Source organism: Acidovorax sp. FHTAMBA (genome assembly GCF_038958875.1).
GTDB lineage: Bacteria > Pseudomonadota > Gammaproteobacteria > Burkholderiales > Burkholderiaceae_C > Acidovorax.
The window spans coordinates 4,622,231-4,639,345 of the sequence record NZ_CP152407.1; the positions used below are offsets into that span (position 1 = coordinate 4,622,231).

The window sequence follows — 17,115 nt, forward strand, 5'->3', positions numbered from 1 at the left end:
GAACGCCAACGCAGGTGTTCAGGGCGCAAACGCTATGGGGTTTTGGGCAGCGGCTTGACGGCCAAGGTCCGCAGGCAAGTGGGGCTGGTGTCCCATCGTATGTGGTTGTGGCCCGGGGGCAGCAGCGGTGGCGTGCCTTTCGCCTGGCGCGGCATGCGTTCTGAAGCGCCGTTCGCAACACCGGGCGCGCGCCGATCCCGCCGACAGACCCAAGCGCATCGACATCCAAGACAAGTGGTGGTTCAGGGGCCTGTTCATGATGGAGGTGGCGCCCGAATGGCCTGCCCGCGCATGAGACATTGCAGGATGGTCATCGCCTGGCCGCAGTGTCGGCAGACGAAGATCGGCGGCACTGCGTTGGGCGGTAGGTCGGCTTGCTCCTCGCTGCTGGGTGAGGCGGCTTGCGCCGGGACGACCTCCAACAACTGGCGCGCCAGCGCAAGGCATTCCCTGCGGTTGCCATTGGCCAGCAAGCCATAGTGGCGGATGCGATGGAAACCGCCGGGCAGCACATGCAGCAGGAATCTGCGCATGAACTCCTGGGGCGCCAGCGTCATGGTCTTGTGGCGCGTGCTCCCCTTGGCCCGGTAGTCCTTCCACTTAAAAATTACCCCGCGCTCATCCATCGCAACAAGCCGGCTGCTCGTGATAGCCAAAGACCTCATCATCGCGGGCGACTACATCGCCCACGGCTTTCGGCACCGGGCCGCCGAGCTGGCGACCGAATGGCTAGGGCCGCGCACCGAACTGGAAATCCAGCAGACCTTGCAGCGGGAGGTGGAACAGGAGCGGTGGACGAGCCTGGATCACACGCTGCAACGTGAAGCTGGCGACGATGGTCGCGTGCAGGTCAGACGCTTCAACGAACCGAAGCTGCAACGCCAGCGTCTGCTGCTGATTGGCCGCTTGCAATGCTTGCAGCGCCTGGGCCTGGCCGACGAAGCGCAGCCTGGCACCTGGACCACCCATGCCGATGCCGAGAAGACCTTGCGCGCTCTGGGTGAGCGTGGCGACATCATCCGCACCATGCAGCGGGCCATGGGCGGCCAGCCGCGCGAGCTGGCGGTGTTCGAGCCGGGTGACGATGGAAGAACAATCATTGGCCGCGTGGCCGCCAAGGGGCTGGCCGACGAGCTGCGCGACCGGAGCTATCTGGTCATCGACGGCGTGGACGGCAAGGCGCACTACGTCGCGCTCAACGCCCGCGACGAACCCGCAAACTATCCGACCGGCGCGGTGGTGGAAGTACGTGGTTCCGCCGAGGTACGGGCGGCAGATCGCAATATCGCTGCGCTGGCCAGCAATGGGCTCTACAGAACCGATCATCACCTGGCAATTGCCCAAGGTCAGGCGCAGGCCGGCCGTGATCCGCACGAAGTCGTTGCCGCGCACGTTCGCAGGCTGGAAGCCCTGCGCCGGGCCGGCATCGTGGAACGTATTGCCGAGGGGCTGTGGAAGGTACCCGACGACCTGCCCGAGCGTGGCCGCCAGTACGATGCGCAACGCCTGGGCGGCGTAGCCGTGGAGCTTAAATCGCACCTGCCCATTGAGCGGCAGGCGCGCGTGATTGGAGCTACCTGGCTGGATCAGCAGTTGATCGGCGGCGGCTCGGGGCTGGGCAACCTGGGGTTTGGCGGCGAGGCGAAGCAGGCGATGCTGCAACGCGCCGATTTCCTGGCCGAACAGGGGCTGGCCGAGCGGCGCGGTCAGCGCGTGTTCCTGGCGCGCAATCTGCTGACGGTGATGCGCAATCGGGAAGTGGCGCAGGCCGGGAAGGACATTGCCGCCGAAACCGGGCTGGAGCATCGGCCTGCGGCAGATGGCCAGCGCGTGGCCGGTATCTACCGCCGCAGCGTGATGCTCGCCAGCGGGCGCTACGCGATGCTCGATGACGGGATGGGATTCAGCCTGGTGCCGTGGAAGCCGGTGATTGAGCAGCGGCTGGGACAGCAGATCGCCGCGACGGTGCGCGGCGGTGGGGTGTCATGGGAAATTGGACGGCGGCCTGGGCTGTCCCGAGGTTAGTCAGGCCGACGCCAGCGATCCCACAGAATGGATTCAACGTGCTCTGCTGGAGCACCAACTGGGGGCTATCAACCCCGGGAGTAGAGACGCAGACGCGCGGAGCGTTCGGCAGGTGACTCGCTCAGCAGTTCGTTGATTACTTGCTCACGCGTCTTGCCAGAACTTACATCAGGTGTGCGGATGGGGTAGTTGCTCTCACCATAAGAAAGGCGGCCTTGCCGCATCGCAGCCTCGGTCTCCGCCTTGACTTGGGCGCGGGTTTTCTCGCTCTTGAAGTGTTCCGGGTGAACGATTACGCCCTTTTCATTGTTGGCAGGATGCTCATATGCTGCCGAAGCCATCCCTGGAAGGCCCAGAGCAACTACTGCGGTTGCGGCTGCGATCATGGAAGAAAGGGAGAGGCGTTGTTGGGTCATGGTTGAAGCTCCTAAGGAAGAAGGTGGACGAAACTTGCATCTCTCATGCCTTGGTCGGCGTTGAGGAGATGTGTTCATCGTAGGGAGCGCACCCCAACAGAATCCGGACAGCCAGATGACATTGTTGTTAAGAATCTGCGTGAATTGGAGCGCGAGTTGGTGGACGTGCGCGGGGGACGAATGCGGAGGACGGAGGACCAACCACACGGGTAGACAGAAGTCACCGGTTGCAGAAAAATGTGCGCTCTTTATGGTGGCCCCAGACAATCGCCGAGCCAAGGTGGCGGAGCAACTCCAAAGACCGGCATTCTCCCGTGTTTCGGAACTCGGGATTCGTTATCTGCCTTACAGCCAACTGGAGCAGAACCACGCGTCCATGAGCCGCTTTGGCTCCAGCATCAAGCCATTGCTGGAGATTTCACAGCGGTTGTAAGTCTTCTGCCTTATGCCTTATTTCTCCTCCATGGGTTGGGCCGGCTGGCATGGGCAGGCGGATGAGTTTTGCAGGGCCGACTGAATAGGCGCTTCCTCGGCGTCATTCCTTGCAGGCCTTCATCTCCGCCTCGAAGCGCTGCTTGCGCAGTTGGTTCAGGTAGGGCGTAGTCAAGGCACGCGGACCATGGTCGAGCGGCAGGATCAAGGGCTGGGGCGGGCAGTCGCCACGGCCGGTTTTGGCGGCCTCGGCGGCATCTCGCGTGCGCGTGGCCTCGGCCTCCTGGCCGGCCTTGCGGCCTTGCTCGATAGCCTGAAAGTCAGGGCCGGCCAGGACCGGCAAGGTGGCGCCCAGCATCAGCGCGCCGGCGAGGGGGTAGATCAGCTTGTTCATGATGATTCCTTTGGTATGCGAAACAGGGGGCTTGAGCTGCATGAGGGGAACAAAGTGCCTTGACGGCGGCCTATTGATCCGGCACGGTTTATTGCAGAGTCCCGATGCCGTTCAACTTGAGCCCGTCGAGGGGCTTCGACACCTCAGCCCGAGCAAGGTTTACGAATAAAGCCTGCCGGATCAATAGTTGTGCGCCTGCATGCTCCAGCCCACCACCTGGCGGCTGAACAGGTCGATGACCGCTGCCAGGTACACCCAACCTTCGTCGGTGGCGATGTAGGTGGTGTTGCCACACCAGAGCTGGTCGGGTGTATCGGGATTGAAACGTCGCTGTACCAGGTCCGGGGCCACCGGCGGGGCTGTGGCGGCTGTCCGTGGTCACCACAAATTTGTGCTGGGTCTTGGCCCGGATGCCGTGCTGCTGCATCAAGCGGCGCACACGTTTCCTGCCCACCCGGATGCCACGGGCGAGCAGTTCCTTGTGCATGCGAGGCCAATCGCATCAAGCTCGCCTTCTTCGAAGTTCAAACTGCTTGACCAAGCCATAAATAGCGGGAATTACTGCCAGCGTCAGCACGGTCGAGGAAATCATCCCTCCAACCATCGGTGCAGCGATACGACTCATGACTTCCGAGCCTGTGCCAGTTCCCCACAGGATGGGAAGCAAGCCAGCCATGATGGCGACCACAGTCATCATCTTGGGACGCACCCGCTCAACCGCACCCTCCATGATGGCTTCATAAAGATCCGCAACGCCAGGCTCTTTGTTTTCAGCGCGGCGTTTTGCCTGAATTTCCTCCCAGGCATGGTCTAAATAGATCAACATGATCACCCCGGTCTCAGCGGCCACCCCCGCCAAGGCGATGAAGCCCACCGCGACGGCCACAGACATGTTGTAGCCCATCAACCACATGAGCCAGACCCCTCCGACCAAGGCAAACGGCACCGACAGCATGACGATCAGGGTTTCCGTCAGGCGCTTGAAGTTCAGGTACAGCAGTAGAAAGATGATGAGCAAGGTGACGGGAATGACCACCTTCATCTTTTGCACCGCACGTTCCATCGACTCAAACTGGCCACTCCAGGTCGCGTAGTAGCCCGGCGGAAACTTTACCTGTTCGTTCACGGCTTTGCGCGCGTCTGCCACATAGCTGCCGATGTCACGCTCACGGATGTCCACGAAGATGTAAGCAGACAGAAGCGCATTTTCAGTGCGGATCCCGGGCGCGCCCTTTGCCACTTCGACCCGGGCCACCTGCCCCAGCGGCACCATCGCTCCGTCCATGGTGGGCACCAGCACTTCGCGGGCGATCTGCTGGGGGTCGGTGCGCAGCTCGCGCGGGTAGCGCACCGTGACGCCGAAGCGCTCGCGGCCTTCGACCGTCGTGGTGACCATTTCTCCGCCCAGCGCCGTACCTACGACGTCCAGCAAATCTCCGACCGCCAGACCGTAGCGCGCAAGTTGCTCTCGGTCGGGCTCGATGTTGAGGTAGAAGCCCCCCGTGATGCGCTCAGCGAAAGCGGAGGTCGTTCCCGGCACCTGCTTGACCACGGTTTCAATCTCGCGCGCCAAGCGTTCCATTTCGGTCAAGTCATTGCCGTAGACCTTGATGCCAATGGGCGTGCGAATGCCGGTGGACAGCATATCGATGCGCGCCTTGATGGGCATGGTCCAGGCGTTGGACACGCCGGGGAACTGAAGTGCCTTGTCCAGTTCGGCGATGAGCTTGTCGGTCGTCATGCCGGGGCGCCATTCGGACTCGGGCTTGAGGTTGATGACGGTCTCGAACATCTCGGTCGGCGCCGGGTCGGTGGCGGTGTTGGCGCGCCCAGCCTTGCCATAGACCGATACCACCTCCGGGAAGCTCTTGATGATTTTGTTCTGCGTCTGCATCAGCTCGGCCGCCTTCGTAATCGACATGCCTGGCAGCGAGGCGGGCATATACAGCAACGAGCCTTCGTTGAGCGTGGGCATGAATTCAGAGCCGAGCTGGCTGGCGGGATAGAACGAAATGCCCAGCACCAGGAGCGCAGCAGCGATGGTCAGCTTCTTCCAGCGCATCACGGTGGCGATGATGGGGCGGTAGACCCAGATCAGGAACCGGTTCACCGGGTTCCTGGATTCGGGCATGATTTTTCCCCGGATGAACAGCATCATCAGCACGGGCACCAGCGTCACGGACAGCAGCGCGGCCCCGGCCATCGCAAAGGTCTTGGTATAGGCCAGCGGCGAGAACATGCGCCCTTCCTGTGATTCCAGTGTGAATACCGGCAGAAAGGACACGGTAATGATGAGCAGCGAGAAGAACAACGCCGGCCCCACCTCCTTGCAGGCGGTGATCATCGCCTCCACGCGATCGGCCTTGCTGTGCTCGGGCGGGAGGCGTTCCAGGTGCTTGTGCGCGTTCTCGATCATGACGATGGCCGCATCCACCATGGCCCCAATGGCGATGGCGATGCCGCCAAGGCTCATCAGGTTGGAATTCATGCCCAGCAGGCGCATGGCGATGAACGAGATCAGCACACCCACGGGCAACATCAAGATAGCCACGAGGGCCGAGCGAACGTGCATCAGAAAGACCATGCAGACCAGGGCAACGATCAGGCTCTCTTCCAGCAAGGTGCGCTTGAGCGTATCGATGGCCCGGTGAATCAGGTCGGATCGGTCGTACACCGCCTCGATGCTGACGCCCGGCGGGAGGCCCGCCGAGACCTCGGCGATCTTTTCCTTGAGGTTGTGAATCACCTCCAGCGCGTTCTGGCCGTAGCGGGCCACGGCGATGCCGGAGACCACCTCGCCCTCGCCATTGAGCTCGGTCACGCCACGGCGCTCGTCCGGTACCAGTTCAACACGGGCGATGTCACGGATCAGCACCGGTGTGCCTTTTTCCGCCTTGACGACCAGGCTCTCGATGTCGGCCACCCCGCGCAGATAGCCCTTGCCACGCACCATGTACTCGGTCTCGGCCATCTCCACCACGCGCCCGCCGACGTCCCGGTTCGAGTCGCGCACCACCTGGGAGACCTTGGCCAAGGGAATGCCGTAAGCCCGCAGTTTCACCGGATCGACGGTGATCTGGTAGGTCTGCACAAACCCGCCAATCGACGCCACTTCGGCCACGCCATGGGCCTTGGTCAACTGGTAGCGCAGGTACCAATCCTGCAAGCTACGCAATTCGGCCAGGGTCATATCTTTGGCCAGGAGCGCATATTGGTACACCCAGCCCACGCCGGTCGCATCCGGGCCGATCTGCGGTGTCACGCCCTTGGGCATTCGCCCCGCTGCGAAGTTGAGGTATTCGAGCACGCGTGAGCGTGCCCAGTAGATGTCAGTGCCATCCTCGAAGATGATGTAGACGAACGAGGCGCCAAAGAAGGAGAAGCCCCGCACCACCTTGGACTTGGGAACCGACAGCATGGAGGTGGTCAACGGATACGTGACCTGATCCTCGACCACCTGCGGGGCCTGGCCCGGATACTCGGTGTAGACGATGACCTGAACGTCTGACAGGTCCGGCAGCGCATCCAGCGGTGTTTTGAGCACGGCATAGACACCGCCAACAATGACGAACAGGGTCGCCAGCAGCACCAGGAAACGGTTTCTCCCCGACCAGTCGATGATCTTCGCAAGCATATTTTTTCCCGAAAATCAGTTGTGACCGGCGTGAGGATTGGCCGTGGCTTTGCCCAGGGGTCGGGCGGCGGTGATCACCCATTCGCCTTGATCGCGTTCGACGAACTCAAAGGCAACCAGGGCACCCGGCTTGAGCTCCTTGAGCAAGCCGCTGTGGGCGACCTTGAACTCCATCGACATGGCGGGCCATTTGAGACTGGGCACCGGGCCATGTGCCAGCGTCACCGTGGAGGACTTCGTATCGATGTCCTCTACTGTGCCTTCGGCTTGGTGACCCACGCCTGTGACGGCCTTGGTGCTTGCTGATCCATCAGGAGTGGCTTGAGTCCCGTGTCCTGTATGCCCCAGGCCTCCGATGGCGGCTTTGAGGTTGCTTTCCGCATCGATGAGGAAATTGGCGGCCACTACGACCATCTCACCGTCCTGCACGCCCTCGATAATTTCGATGCGGTCCTCGCTGCGCGCGCCGACCTTGACTTCGCGGGGCTCGAAACGCCCCTCCTTGAGTTGCACCAGAACGATCTGCCGTGTTCCGCTGTCGATAACCGCCGACGTCGGTACCGTCAGCACGGTGCCCTTGGAGGCGGCGGGCAGTTCCACCTGTGCAAACATGCCCGGCTTTAGCAACCCACCTGCATTGGTCAATTCGACCCGCACGGGCACGGTGCGAGTTTCAGCCGTGAGCGTTGGATAGACGTAGGTGATGGAACCGGTGAATACCTTGTCCGGGTAGGCGTTGATGCGAACCGTGGCCTTTGCCCCTGTTTTGACCATGCCGATGTCCTGCTCGAATACATCGGCTATCACCCACACTGAAGACAGGTTAGTGACCTGGTAGAGCGCGTCGCCTGGCATGAAACGCATGCCCTGTACCGCCTTTTTCTCGGTCACGATGCCTGCCACCGGCGAGCGAAATGTGAGGGTGCGGCGCGCCGTGCCCGACTGAGTCAGCGCCTTCACCTGCTCGTCCGAAATATCCCAGTTGCGCAGGCGCGTCAGGCCCGATTCGGCGAGTTCTCGCATTCCTTTCTGTGTTTCCTCGCTGGCGCCCTTCAAGGCGTCGACCCCTTGGGCGGCAATCGCATATTCGCGTTGCGCCGACACCAGCTCTGGGCTGTAGACCTCGAACAACGGCTGGCCCTTGCCCACGGCCTGGCCGGTGGCGTTGACATGCAAGCGTTCGACGTAGCCCTCGAACTTGGGGGTGATGGCGTAGGTCAGGCGCTCGTCGGGTTCGATGCGGCCTGCCGCGCGCACCATCTTGTCCAGGTTGCGCAGGCTGACAGCCTCAACGCGCACCCCGAGCTTCTGAACCTTGTCGGTGCTGATCTTGATCTGGTTGGCGCTTCCGGCTTCCGGTTCCTGATCGCCCTCGTAGACGGGGATGTAATCCATCCCCATCGGGTCCTTCTTGGGCGTGGGGGACGTATCGGGCAAGCCCATCGGATTGCGGTAATAGAGAACCTTGCGCTCCTTCTTATCGTTTGCCGAAGCAACAGTCGATGTCGCCTGCACTGATCCATGTGCAGCGGACTGGCGTTGCCCGTACCAATAGCCGCCTCCCGCAGCCAGTGCCGTGGCGGCCAGCACGAGCGCGCCCACCTTGATAGTTGTTGTCATAGATCTTCTCCCACGATGCGCTCGATGTCCGCCAGACGCATCTGGGCTGCAACTCCTGCTTTGACTTGATTGAGTTTGGCTTGTCGTATCTGTCTCTGTGCATCCAGCAGGGTGGCGAAATCCACCTTGCCCGATTCGTAGCCTGCCAAAGCCGACCGGAACGTCAGCTCCGACTGGGGTAGCAGGCTGTCCGTGGTCAACGCCAGCGTACGGCGAGCCGCATCCAGGCCCGCCAAGTTTTCATACAGATCCGCCAGTACCTGGTTGGTGGCCGCTTCGCGGCGCGAGCGGGCGGCATCCAGCATGGCCTGTGCTTCCTGCTCCTGTGCGCGCCGGGTGTCCTGCTGCAAGGGAATGGTGACCTCGACCATCAACTCCCATTCCCGGATCGACTTACCGTACTGGATGGGTGACACCCCCACCGCAAAGTCCGGATAGCGGTTCTTGTAGGTGAGTTCACGGTTCTTTTCTGCAGCCTGGATTTGTGACTCCTCGGTTCTCAGCAGCGGATTGCTGGACCGTGCACGCTGCTCCAGGACATCAAATCGCATGGTCTCAGGCGCCGGAAGTGTGCGAATGCTCTCTGGCGTAGCCAGCATCTCGCTGGCAGGGCGCCCCACGAGCGCTTTCAGCTTGGCCTGCAACTGACTTCGCTCTGCTTCGAGTGCAATCAATTCGTTGCGCATGGTGGTTTGCTCCAGCTGCGCACGAATCACGTCCTGCTGCGCGGCCAGGCCACCGGCGTAGCGCACCTGGGCGACTTTTTCCAGGCGATTAATCAGGTCCAGGATCTCCCTGGTCAGCCGCTCGTTCTGGTCCAGATAGTAGAGTTGGGCGTATGTCGTCTTGATCTTGGTCGCTAGTTCACTCCAAGTGCCAGCCACTCGCCCTCGAGCCGCCTCGGCCTGCAATTGGGCCGATTCACGCTTGAGGCCCCGTTTCCCAAACCACGGCAATTCCTGTGTGAGCAGGTATCGCGTGCTGCCCACACGCCCTGGCAGCAGCGTCGGGTTGCGCTCGCCCATCCGGGTAAGGTCACGAAGTTCCATGCTGAACTTTGGATCCGGCAAGGCACCCGCGGGTACGACACGCTCGGCAGCGGCATCGGCATCAAAACGCATGCTTGCGATTTCGGGGTTTCGCTCCCTGGCCGCTTGCAGCAACCCTTCAACACTCGACCCAAGCTTGACCTCCTGCGCGTAAACCATCGAGCTCAGCGCGAGAGACACCATTACCACACCCAACGACAGGCGATTCCTCATAGGCATCATGACCTCCCCCTTGGCGCACGCAAAGCGGAATTCAACCGGTCATTTACTTCGGCCCAGTCCGCGTCTTCCAGAAGTTCTTCGCGCAACAGAGTCGCCTGAGATGGTGTCCAGAATGGCGCATCGGCCAGCAGCACATCGGCCGGCAGTGGAGCGTGGGCCTCCAAGAACTCCCCGATGCCTGCCGCGTCCATGCGCAGACCAAGCTGGGAAAACAGTTCAGAGAAGCGATGAAATGACTTTTCCATAGCGGTGGTCCCTATTGTTCAAACACAAAAATAGGACTTACGCAAAATTGTTCCAGTAAGGCGCTCTGACGCAGACAGTGCAAGCGCACGGCAAGGAAGAGCAACGCCGCTGGGGCGATTTTGCGTAAGTCCTGAAAAATTCTGAAGACGTGGTCGGTGGAGGCTCACGAAAGCGTCAGGCTCAGCGCCAAAATGACCGCTCTGCAAGCCATCCCACCCTCTTTCACTGAAATCCAGGGTGTTGCACTTCGTATTTGAGTCCGCCCACCGTGTGCGAATGCACGTTGTGATTCTGCAAGCCCGAGACTGAAGGGAAGATGTTTCAAAAATTACATTTCTGTCAGGTAATTTTTGGGGCGTGACCTATCAGGCTGCTGAAATCCCGAGGTTAGCCAGGCCGACGCGCGATCCCACAGAATGGATTCAACGTGCTCTGCTGGAGCCCCAATTGGGGGCTATCAACCCCGGGAGTAGAGACGCAGACGCTCGGAGCGTTCGGCAGGTGACTCGTTCAGCATTTCGTTGATCACTTGCTGACGAGTTTTCCCTGGGCCCACATTAGGCACAGGCATTGGGTAGTTGCTCTCGCCATAAGAAAGAAGTCCTTGCTGCATGGCAGCCTTGGCTTCCGCGATGACCTGCTCTCGCGTCTTCTCGCTCTTGAAGTGTTCCGGGTGAACGATTACGCCCTTTTCATTGTTGGCAGGATGCTCATATGCTGCCGAAGCCATCCCTGGAAGGCCCAGAGCAACTACTGCGGTTGCGGCTGCGATCATGGAAGAAAGGGAGAGGCGTTGTTGGATCATGGTTGAAGCTCCTAAGGAAGAAGGTGGACGAAACTTGCATCTCTCATGCCTTGGTCGGGCGTTGAGGAGATGTGTTCATCGTAGGGAGCGCACCCCAACAGAATCCGGACAGCCAGATGAGATTGTTGTCAGCTTGATGGCTGTGAGCCACGGTGAGGAAACATCAAGGTGAAGCAGGTTCGCCCGTCGCCCGACGTCGCCGTGACGCTACCGCCGTGGGCCTCAGCGATGGCACGTGTGATGGCCAGGCCCAGCCCGGAGCCATCGGAGTCCGGATGGGCCCTGGAAGCATCGGCTCGGTAGAAGCGGTCGAACAGCCGGGGCAGGATCTTGGCATCGATGTCGGTTCCAGTGTTCTCCACGGCCACTGTCGTGGTTTGTGCCGTGCTGGTGATACGGATGGTGATGTCGCCGGCCTCGGGCGTGTAACGCAGGGCATTGGACAGCAGGTTGCTCACCGCACGGCGGAACATCAGGCGATCGCCTTCGACCTCGCCGTCTCCTTTCAACTGGAGCCGGATGCGTTTTTCCTCGGCCACGGCCTCGTAGAACTCCAGCAGCGCCAGCGCGTCCTGGCGGGCGGAAAACCGCTCCTTGTGCGGCAGATCCACGCCGCGCTCGGTCTTGGCTAGGAACAGCATGTCGGACACCATGCGTGCCAAACGCTGAAATTCCTCGGCATTGGAGGCCAGGATGTCGCGGTACGTCGCGGCATCGCGCTTGGTCGTCAGCGCCACCTGCGTCTGCGTCAGCAGGTTGCTGATGGGGGTGCGCAGCTCGTGCGCGAGGTCCGACGCGAAATCGGTAAGGCGCTGGAAGTCCTCCTGCAGGCGGTCCAGCATGCGGTTCAGCTCTTGCGCCAGATCGGCCATTTCCACCGGCACGGCCTCAACTGGCATGCGCTCGGACAATTTCTGACCTGTGACCACGGCTGCGCGTGACTTCATTTCACGCAGAGGCGCCAGTCCTTGACGCGCCGCGAGCCACGACAGTAGCCCACACACGATGATGGCCGCGATCACGTAGAACGCCAGACTGCTGCGCAGCTCAGTGAGGAATTGGGTGTGGTGTTTTGTATCCGCTGCGATCAACACCTGCAACGCTGATGCGGAGTAAGCCGGGGCAGTTCCAAAGCTCAATGTGTGGAACTCGGTATCGTGGTGACGCCAAACCCCGAAAACACTCGTCTCCTCGGTACTCAGGGCATCGCCGCTTTGCACATTGAGGTTGGATGTTGACGATTGAAAAATGCGCTCTCCCTGGGGGTTCTGCACCAGGACATAGAGATCATGGTGATAGTTCAAAGCTTCGCTCAAGCGCAAGCTTGCGTCGTCCACTGAGTTGGCATTGCCAAGAATTTCCTCGATCAAATGCCGCTTTTCCTGCAGAGCCATCCGGTCCAGTTCGACGAAATGCTGCTCAATTTCCACCAGAAAAAGACCTCCCAACCCAAGCACCACAGCAGCTGCCACCACGGTGAAGAACAGGGTGAGGCGACGGGTCAGCGAAAGCTTGCCCAAACGCAGTTTCGACTCCACCTATTCTTCCTCTGGCACGTCCAGCACATAGCCCATGCCGCGCACGGTCTGGATGAGCTTGAGGGGTTGGCCTTCATCGATCTTCATGCGCAGGCGGCGCATCGCCACTTCGATGACGTTGGTGTCGCTGTCAAAGTTCATGTCCCACACCTGCGAGGCGATCAGGGACCGTGGCAGCACTTCACCGTGTCGGCGCATCAGTAGCTCCAGCAGGCCGAATTCCTTGGCCGTCAGATCGATACGCTTGCCGTTGCGGGATACCCTGCGGCGCAGCAAATCCAGTTCCAGGTCGGCCACTCGCAGCGTGGTGCTCTCGTTGCCTGCATGGCCGCGCCGCAGGATGATGCGTACCCGGGCCAGTAACTCGGCAAACGAGAACGGCTTGACAAGGTAGTCGTCGGCCCCGAGTTCCAGTCCTTTGACACGATCTTCCACTTGATCGCGGGCAGTCAGGAACAGGACGGGCATTCCGATCCCCCGGTCACGCAGGGCTTGCAGCACTTGCCAGCCATTCAGGCCAGGCAGCATGACATCCAGGATCAGCAGGTCATATTCGCCCTGCAGGGCCATATGCAGGCCATCCGCGCCGTTGGGCAGGAGGTCGGAAATGTATCCAGCTTCTGTCAAACCCTGACGCAGGTACTCACCCGTTTTGGGCTCGTCTTCGACGATCAATATTTTCACGTGTGCGCTTCCGTTCAATGCTTTGGCGAGAGTTTGCCAAGTTTGAGGCGTTCTGACAGGTAGATAACAACAATGTAATTTTCAGAACATCTGAATGAAAGGGTGGTCTCTCCAGAATCTCCACATCATGAGATCAAAGATTCTTTTAGAGGAGACCATGCTCACTTCCAGTTACCTGCCGCCCTTCAGCCTTTATGGAGAGCTCTCCATAAGCAGCGTTATGCACAGCACGCAGTTATGCACAGTTGGTCCGGCAGCGCGGCGTCGCCGCCCTCGCAAGAGGGCTGCGGTCGCGTCTTTGAACTTCACGTAATCACAAGGTCTTGAGGAACTTCAACAGATCGTCTTCTGCCCGGAACCGCTGTGGGACCACATTGGGATCCTGAAGCCTGGCCAGTGCCTTTTCCTTCATGGCGAGATCGGCCTCTATGTACTGATGCGTTGTCGCCGGACTCTCGTGTCCGAGCCACAGAGCGATCACGCTGATGTCCACGCCCGACTGCAGAAGGTGCATAGCGGTCGAGTGACGCAGGCAGTGTGGAGAGATCGTTCTCCCGGCCAGGCTCGGCGTCGTGAGCGCGGCTTTCTTGACGGCCAATGCCAGGCGCTGCGTCACGTTGGACCGCGTCATCGCCTGTCCGCCACGGTTGGGCAGCAGCGCCGACGTGGGAGTCAGGTCCGGGTTGAACTTCAGCCAGGCGCGGATCACCTTGACCGTCGATCGCCAGAGCGGCACCGACCGCTGCTTGCGTCCCTTGCCATGCAGATGCACGCAGGCGGCGGGTGCCAGCACGACGTCGCCCACTTTTACGCCGATTGCCTCCGACACGCGGGCACCGGTGTTGTACAGCAGGGCCAGCAGCAGCTTGTCTCGCTGGCCCATCCAATCCGCTCCTGGCGCGCCGATCACGGCCAGCATCTCCTCGCGTGTCAGGAACTCGAACATCGGCCGCTCGAAGCGCTTCATCGGCACGCCGAGCGCCTGCTCGACGACCTGAAGTGCCGTCACGTCTCGCCGGGCCGCGAACTTCAGGAACGAGCGCAGCGCGGCCAGTCGCGCATTGCGGCTGCGAACGGTGTTGTGCCGATCGCGTTCGAGATGATCGAGGAAGTCCAGGATCAGCGCGGGCGTCAGGTCGGCGAGCGACAGCGTCGTGGGCGTCTTGTGCAGTTGCGCCTGGGCGAAGTCCAGGAACAGCACGAACGCGTCCCGATAGGCCGCAACGGTCTGCGGGCTCAACGCGCGCTGCTGCGTCAGGTGCTCGGCGAAGAAGGACTGGACCAGCGTCGCGAAGCTCGGCGGAGCGGGCTTGCGGTGTTCAGAACTACTCATCGTCGTTCTCCGCGACGTCGGCGAAGCGTTCGAATCGAGCGCCGGCCAACGCCATCAACTCCGGCACGCCGCTCAGGTACCAGTACGTGCTGGAGATATTGATGTGGCCCATGTACGTGGACAGGGCCAGCATTCGTTGGTCAAGGTTCGCTCCCTGCTGGTGCCACAGGATCATCCGTCTCACGGCGAAGCTATGGCGCAGGTCATGCACCCGCGGTCGGCCATGGCCGCCGCGATCGATCCAACCCAATTGCTCGCGCAGCTGACAGAACACTCGATGCACCTGCCGATCTCCCAGCGGTTCACCCCGGTGCACGCCACGCGAGCCCACGAAGAATGTCATCTGCGGCTTCGCAGGCACGTACTGGCGGCGCAAGGCCCGGTAGGCTGCCATCGGACCGATCACGCTGGGGTGCAGCGGCACCATGCGGGACTTGCCAAACTTGGTCTGCTGTATGGTCAGGATGCCGCCGTCCAGATCTGCATCCGAGTCGGCCAGGTTGATCGCTTCAGAGACCCGAAGCCCGGCCGATGCGATCAGACCGAACAGCGTTGCATAGGTGGTGGCACGAAGGCCATCCGAGGGGCCGAGTCGGCGGGCAGCGACGATCAATGCCGCGATCTCGGCTTCGCTGTAGATGTGAGGCGCCACGCGGCGCGGGATCGGACCGAAGCTGGAATCGTCAGGAACTTCGACAGTCGGATCGAACTGCTGGAGCCAGCGCATGAAGGGGCGCAGCGTTGCCAGTCGGCGCGCTGCCGTGTCGACATTGGCCCGGCCGCCCACGAGATACCGAGGCTGTACCTGGTGCGCCCACTGGACCATCACGTCTACCGTCAACGCGATGTCGCGTCCCTCTCCGACCATGAAGCGAGTGAAGCTGCGCACAGCGAGATCAGAGGAGCACGGCTTGAACCCGAGGCGCAGGCGTTCAGCCAGGTATTGCTCCACCTTGGCGGTGAGGTCGATGTTCGCCGATGCTGCGGCGCTCATGATGCACTCCCAGGCCAAGGCAGAGCGACCTCGGCAAGCAGTTGCAAGTCGAGCTTGGCGTAGATCAACGAGGTGTCCAGCGATCGATGCCGAAGCACATCGGCGACCTCCTTGATCGAACTGCCGCTGTTGACCAGGCGACAGGCCAGCGTGTGACGCAACGAATGGCAACCGCGTGAGATGCCGGCACCTCGCAGGGCACGCCCGATTGCCTGGCTCACTGCATCGACGCCGATGGGCTTGTCGTGTGGCGCCAACCGACGGACGAACAGCGATGGCAGCGTGGTTGCGGGCCGCTCGTGTCTCATGTACTCCGCCAGAGCCTGCCCGGTGAGCACCGGCAGCGGTAGGACATCCTGGCGCTGGGACTTTGTTCGCTTCAAGGTCACCGTTCCGGCACGCCAATCGAAGTCGCCGATCTCCAGCTTGGCGATCTCGCCCACGCGCAGTCCGAGATCCAAGGCCAGGCGCACCATGGCCAGCAGGCGCAGCGGAGCCCGCTTGGCCTCGGCGCAATGCGCTTCGAGGCGCTGGACCTCCTCGGTCGTCAGCGCGCGCGGCAACGATGCTTGGCTCCATCGCACCGGCGACGAGATAGCGCCGAGCAGGCTGTTCACTGCGTCACCGCAGGTCCCGCGGTATCGGAAGTAGGCCCGCAGCGCAGCAGTGACCGCGCTGGAATGCGACCCGCTGCTGACCCGCGTGAGCTCGGTTGCGATGAAGCCGCGAACGTCTTCCGGCTGCAACTCGCCGATGGCGATGGCCTTGCCCGCGAACTTGCATTGCAGCAGACGACCTACGAGTACCAGCCGATCCTCGCGCGTGCCTATCGCCAGGCCGCGGGCGTCGCGCATGTGGACGTTGTAACGGTTCAGTTCTTCTGCAATGGGACCGCTGGGGCCTGGCAGTTCCACGATGACATGCTGTTCCCGCAACAAGGCGAGCAGGTGTCCGAGACTGGCGCTCAAGCCGCTGCGTGTACGCAGAGCCGCGGGATGGCAGTCGCAGCGCGGCAGATGCGAATCCAGAAACTGCTCGACGAGGGCTTCGTCGATCTGTTCGGCAGATACCTGGCACTTCGCCATCCAGTGGGCAAAGTGCGACCAGGCACGAAGGGCAGTCTCCGAGCTGCCTTCGGCGTACCGGCCGCGCTCCAGCAATGCCTGGAACGCCCCGACGTATGAAGACAGCGGGCCATCGAGCAGCCATGCCCTGGCCATCGGGTGCATCGAAAGAATCAAGTCCATGGTGATCTCCAGTTGTGAGATCACCATTCATGCGCCGACTGCGAACTTATGTCCAGTTCAACGGCACCGCCTCCTTGCGATCTACCAGGGCGATCACAGCCTCTGGCGCGTTCAGACTGGCCAACTGTCCATAACTGCGTGCTGTGCATAACGCTGCAATGCCGAAGTAGATGCTCCGGTCCTACTTTGAGGCCAACGGAGCTGGAGCTATGTTTACTAGCATGCGAAGCTCCGCCACTCTGGAGACTCGACGCATACCCAATGGTCACTAGCACTGAGCCCCGCAATTGTGACGACACAGACCTCGTCACAAACCTCGACACAAAACAAAAAGGCCCACCGAAGTGAGCCTTGAAGACAAGCTAAGTGCTTGATTTTATTGGTTGCGCGAGAAGGATTTGAACCTCCGACCTTTGGGTTATGAGCCCAACGAGCTACCAGACTGCTCCATCGCGCGGCAAGAGATAAATTATACC

At 61.2% G+C, this 17,115-nt stretch carries 12 protein-coding genes, 1 tRNA gene and 4 pseudogenes; 2 read left to right on the forward strand and 15 right to left on the reverse strand.

Annotation, left to right across the window (positions count from 1 at the left end):
* Positions 1-254: 254 nt before the first annotated feature.
* A pseudogene (locus AAFF19_RS21595) lies at positions 255-656 on the reverse strand (transposase); the annotation flags it as partial.
* On the opposite strand from AAFF19_RS21595, the pseudogene AAFF19_RS21600 reads away from it, so the two are divergent.
* Positions 655-2,025: pseudogene (locus tag AAFF19_RS21600) on the forward strand (DUF3363 domain-containing protein); the annotation flags it as partial. The pseudogenes AAFF19_RS21595 and AAFF19_RS21600 sit on opposite strands and share 2 nt — an antisense overlap.
* Positions 2,026-2,093: 68 nt before the next feature.
* Here AAFF19_RS21600 and AAFF19_RS21605 read toward each other — a convergent pair.
* Entirely contained in the window at positions 2,094-2,441 is a 348-nt protein-coding gene (locus AAFF19_RS21605; protein ID WP_196995898.1) for a DUF4148 domain-containing protein, read from the reverse strand.
* A 238-nt stretch (positions 2,442-2,679) separates the two neighbouring features.
* Here AAFF19_RS21605 and AAFF19_RS21610 point away from each other — a divergent pair.
* Positions 2,680-2,874, forward strand: a pseudogene (locus AAFF19_RS21610) (type II restriction endonuclease); the annotation flags it as partial.
* A 102-nt stretch (positions 2,875-2,976) separates the two neighbouring features.
* On the opposite strand, the gene AAFF19_RS21615 reads toward AAFF19_RS21610, so the two are convergent.
* The 13 genes and pseudogenes from AAFF19_RS21615 to AAFF19_RS21675 all read right to left on the reverse strand — a co-directional run bounded on the left by AAFF19_RS21615 (position 2,977) and on the right by AAFF19_RS21675 (position 17,096).
* Entirely contained in the window at positions 2,977-3,267 is a 291-nt protein-coding gene (locus AAFF19_RS21615; RefSeq protein WP_067511907.1) for a hypothetical protein, read from the reverse strand.
* 195 nt (positions 3,268-3,462) lie between these two features.
* Positions 3,463-3,763, reverse strand: a pseudogene (locus AAFF19_RS21620) (IS3 family transposase); the annotation flags it as partial.
* A gap of 6 nt (positions 3,764-3,769) precedes the next feature.
* Positions 3,770-6,901, reverse strand: coding sequence for an efflux RND transporter permease subunit (locus AAFF19_RS21625; protein WP_182121109.1), 3,132 nt, complete (start codon positions 6,899-6,901; stop codon positions 3,770-3,772).
* 15 nt (positions 6,902-6,916) lie between these two features.
* Positions 6,917-8,521 (reverse strand): efflux RND transporter periplasmic adaptor subunit, encoded by a 1,605-nt coding sequence (locus AAFF19_RS21630; RefSeq protein ID WP_198847121.1) that lies wholly within the window; start codon positions 8,519-8,521, stop codon positions 6,917-6,919.
* The gene (locus AAFF19_RS21635; RefSeq protein ID WP_342720977.1) at positions 8,518-9,792 is read right to left on the reverse strand and encodes a TolC family protein; all 1,275 of its coding nucleotides are present in this window, start codon (positions 9,790-9,792) and stop codon (positions 8,518-8,520) included. Before AAFF19_RS21635 ends, AAFF19_RS21630 begins: the two co-directional genes overlap by 4 nt.
* The gene (locus AAFF19_RS21640) at positions 9,789-10,037 is read right to left on the reverse strand and encodes a DUF2789 domain-containing protein (protein WP_182121141.1); all 249 of its coding nucleotides are present in this window, start codon (positions 10,035-10,037) and stop codon (positions 9,789-9,791) included. Before AAFF19_RS21640 ends, AAFF19_RS21635 begins: the two co-directional genes overlap by 4 nt.
* Before the next feature lie 458 nt (positions 10,038-10,495).
* Positions 10,496-10,843 carry a DUF4148 domain-containing protein gene (locus AAFF19_RS21645; protein WP_182121142.1) on the reverse strand — a complete coding sequence of 116 codons (348 nt, stop codon included), beginning with the start codon at positions 10,841-10,843 and terminating at the stop codon, positions 10,496-10,498.
* A gap of 128 nt (positions 10,844-10,971) precedes the next feature.
* Positions 10,972-12,381, reverse strand: coding sequence for a heavy metal sensor histidine kinase (locus AAFF19_RS21650; RefSeq protein ID WP_182121143.1), 1,410 nt, complete (start codon positions 12,379-12,381; stop codon positions 10,972-10,974).
* The gene (locus AAFF19_RS21655; protein ID WP_182121144.1) at positions 12,382-13,065 is read right to left on the reverse strand and encodes a heavy metal response regulator transcription factor; all 684 of its coding nucleotides are present in this window, start codon (positions 13,063-13,065) and stop codon (positions 12,382-12,384) included.
* Between the two features lie 313 nt (positions 13,066-13,378).
* Positions 13,379-14,398 (reverse strand): tyrosine-type recombinase/integrase, encoded by a 1,020-nt coding sequence (locus AAFF19_RS21660; RefSeq protein WP_008903159.1) that lies wholly within the window; start codon positions 14,396-14,398, stop codon positions 13,379-13,381.
* On the reverse strand, positions 14,391-15,392 hold the full coding sequence (locus tag AAFF19_RS21665; RefSeq protein WP_092699375.1) for a tyrosine-type recombinase/integrase: 1,002 nt from the start codon (positions 15,390-15,392) through the stop codon (positions 14,391-14,393). The genes AAFF19_RS21660 and AAFF19_RS21665 overlap by 8 nt, the downstream gene beginning before the upstream one ends.
* Positions 15,389-16,639, reverse strand: a complete 1,251-nt coding sequence (locus AAFF19_RS21670; RefSeq protein WP_235516236.1) for a site-specific integrase — start codon at positions 16,637-16,639, stop codon at positions 15,389-15,391. Before AAFF19_RS21670 ends, AAFF19_RS21665 begins: the two co-directional genes overlap by 4 nt.
* Positions 16,640-17,019: 380 nt before the next feature.
* Positions 17,020-17,096: transfer RNA gene (locus AAFF19_RS21675), tRNA-Met, on the reverse strand.
* Positions 17,097-17,115: the final 19 nt, after the last annotated feature.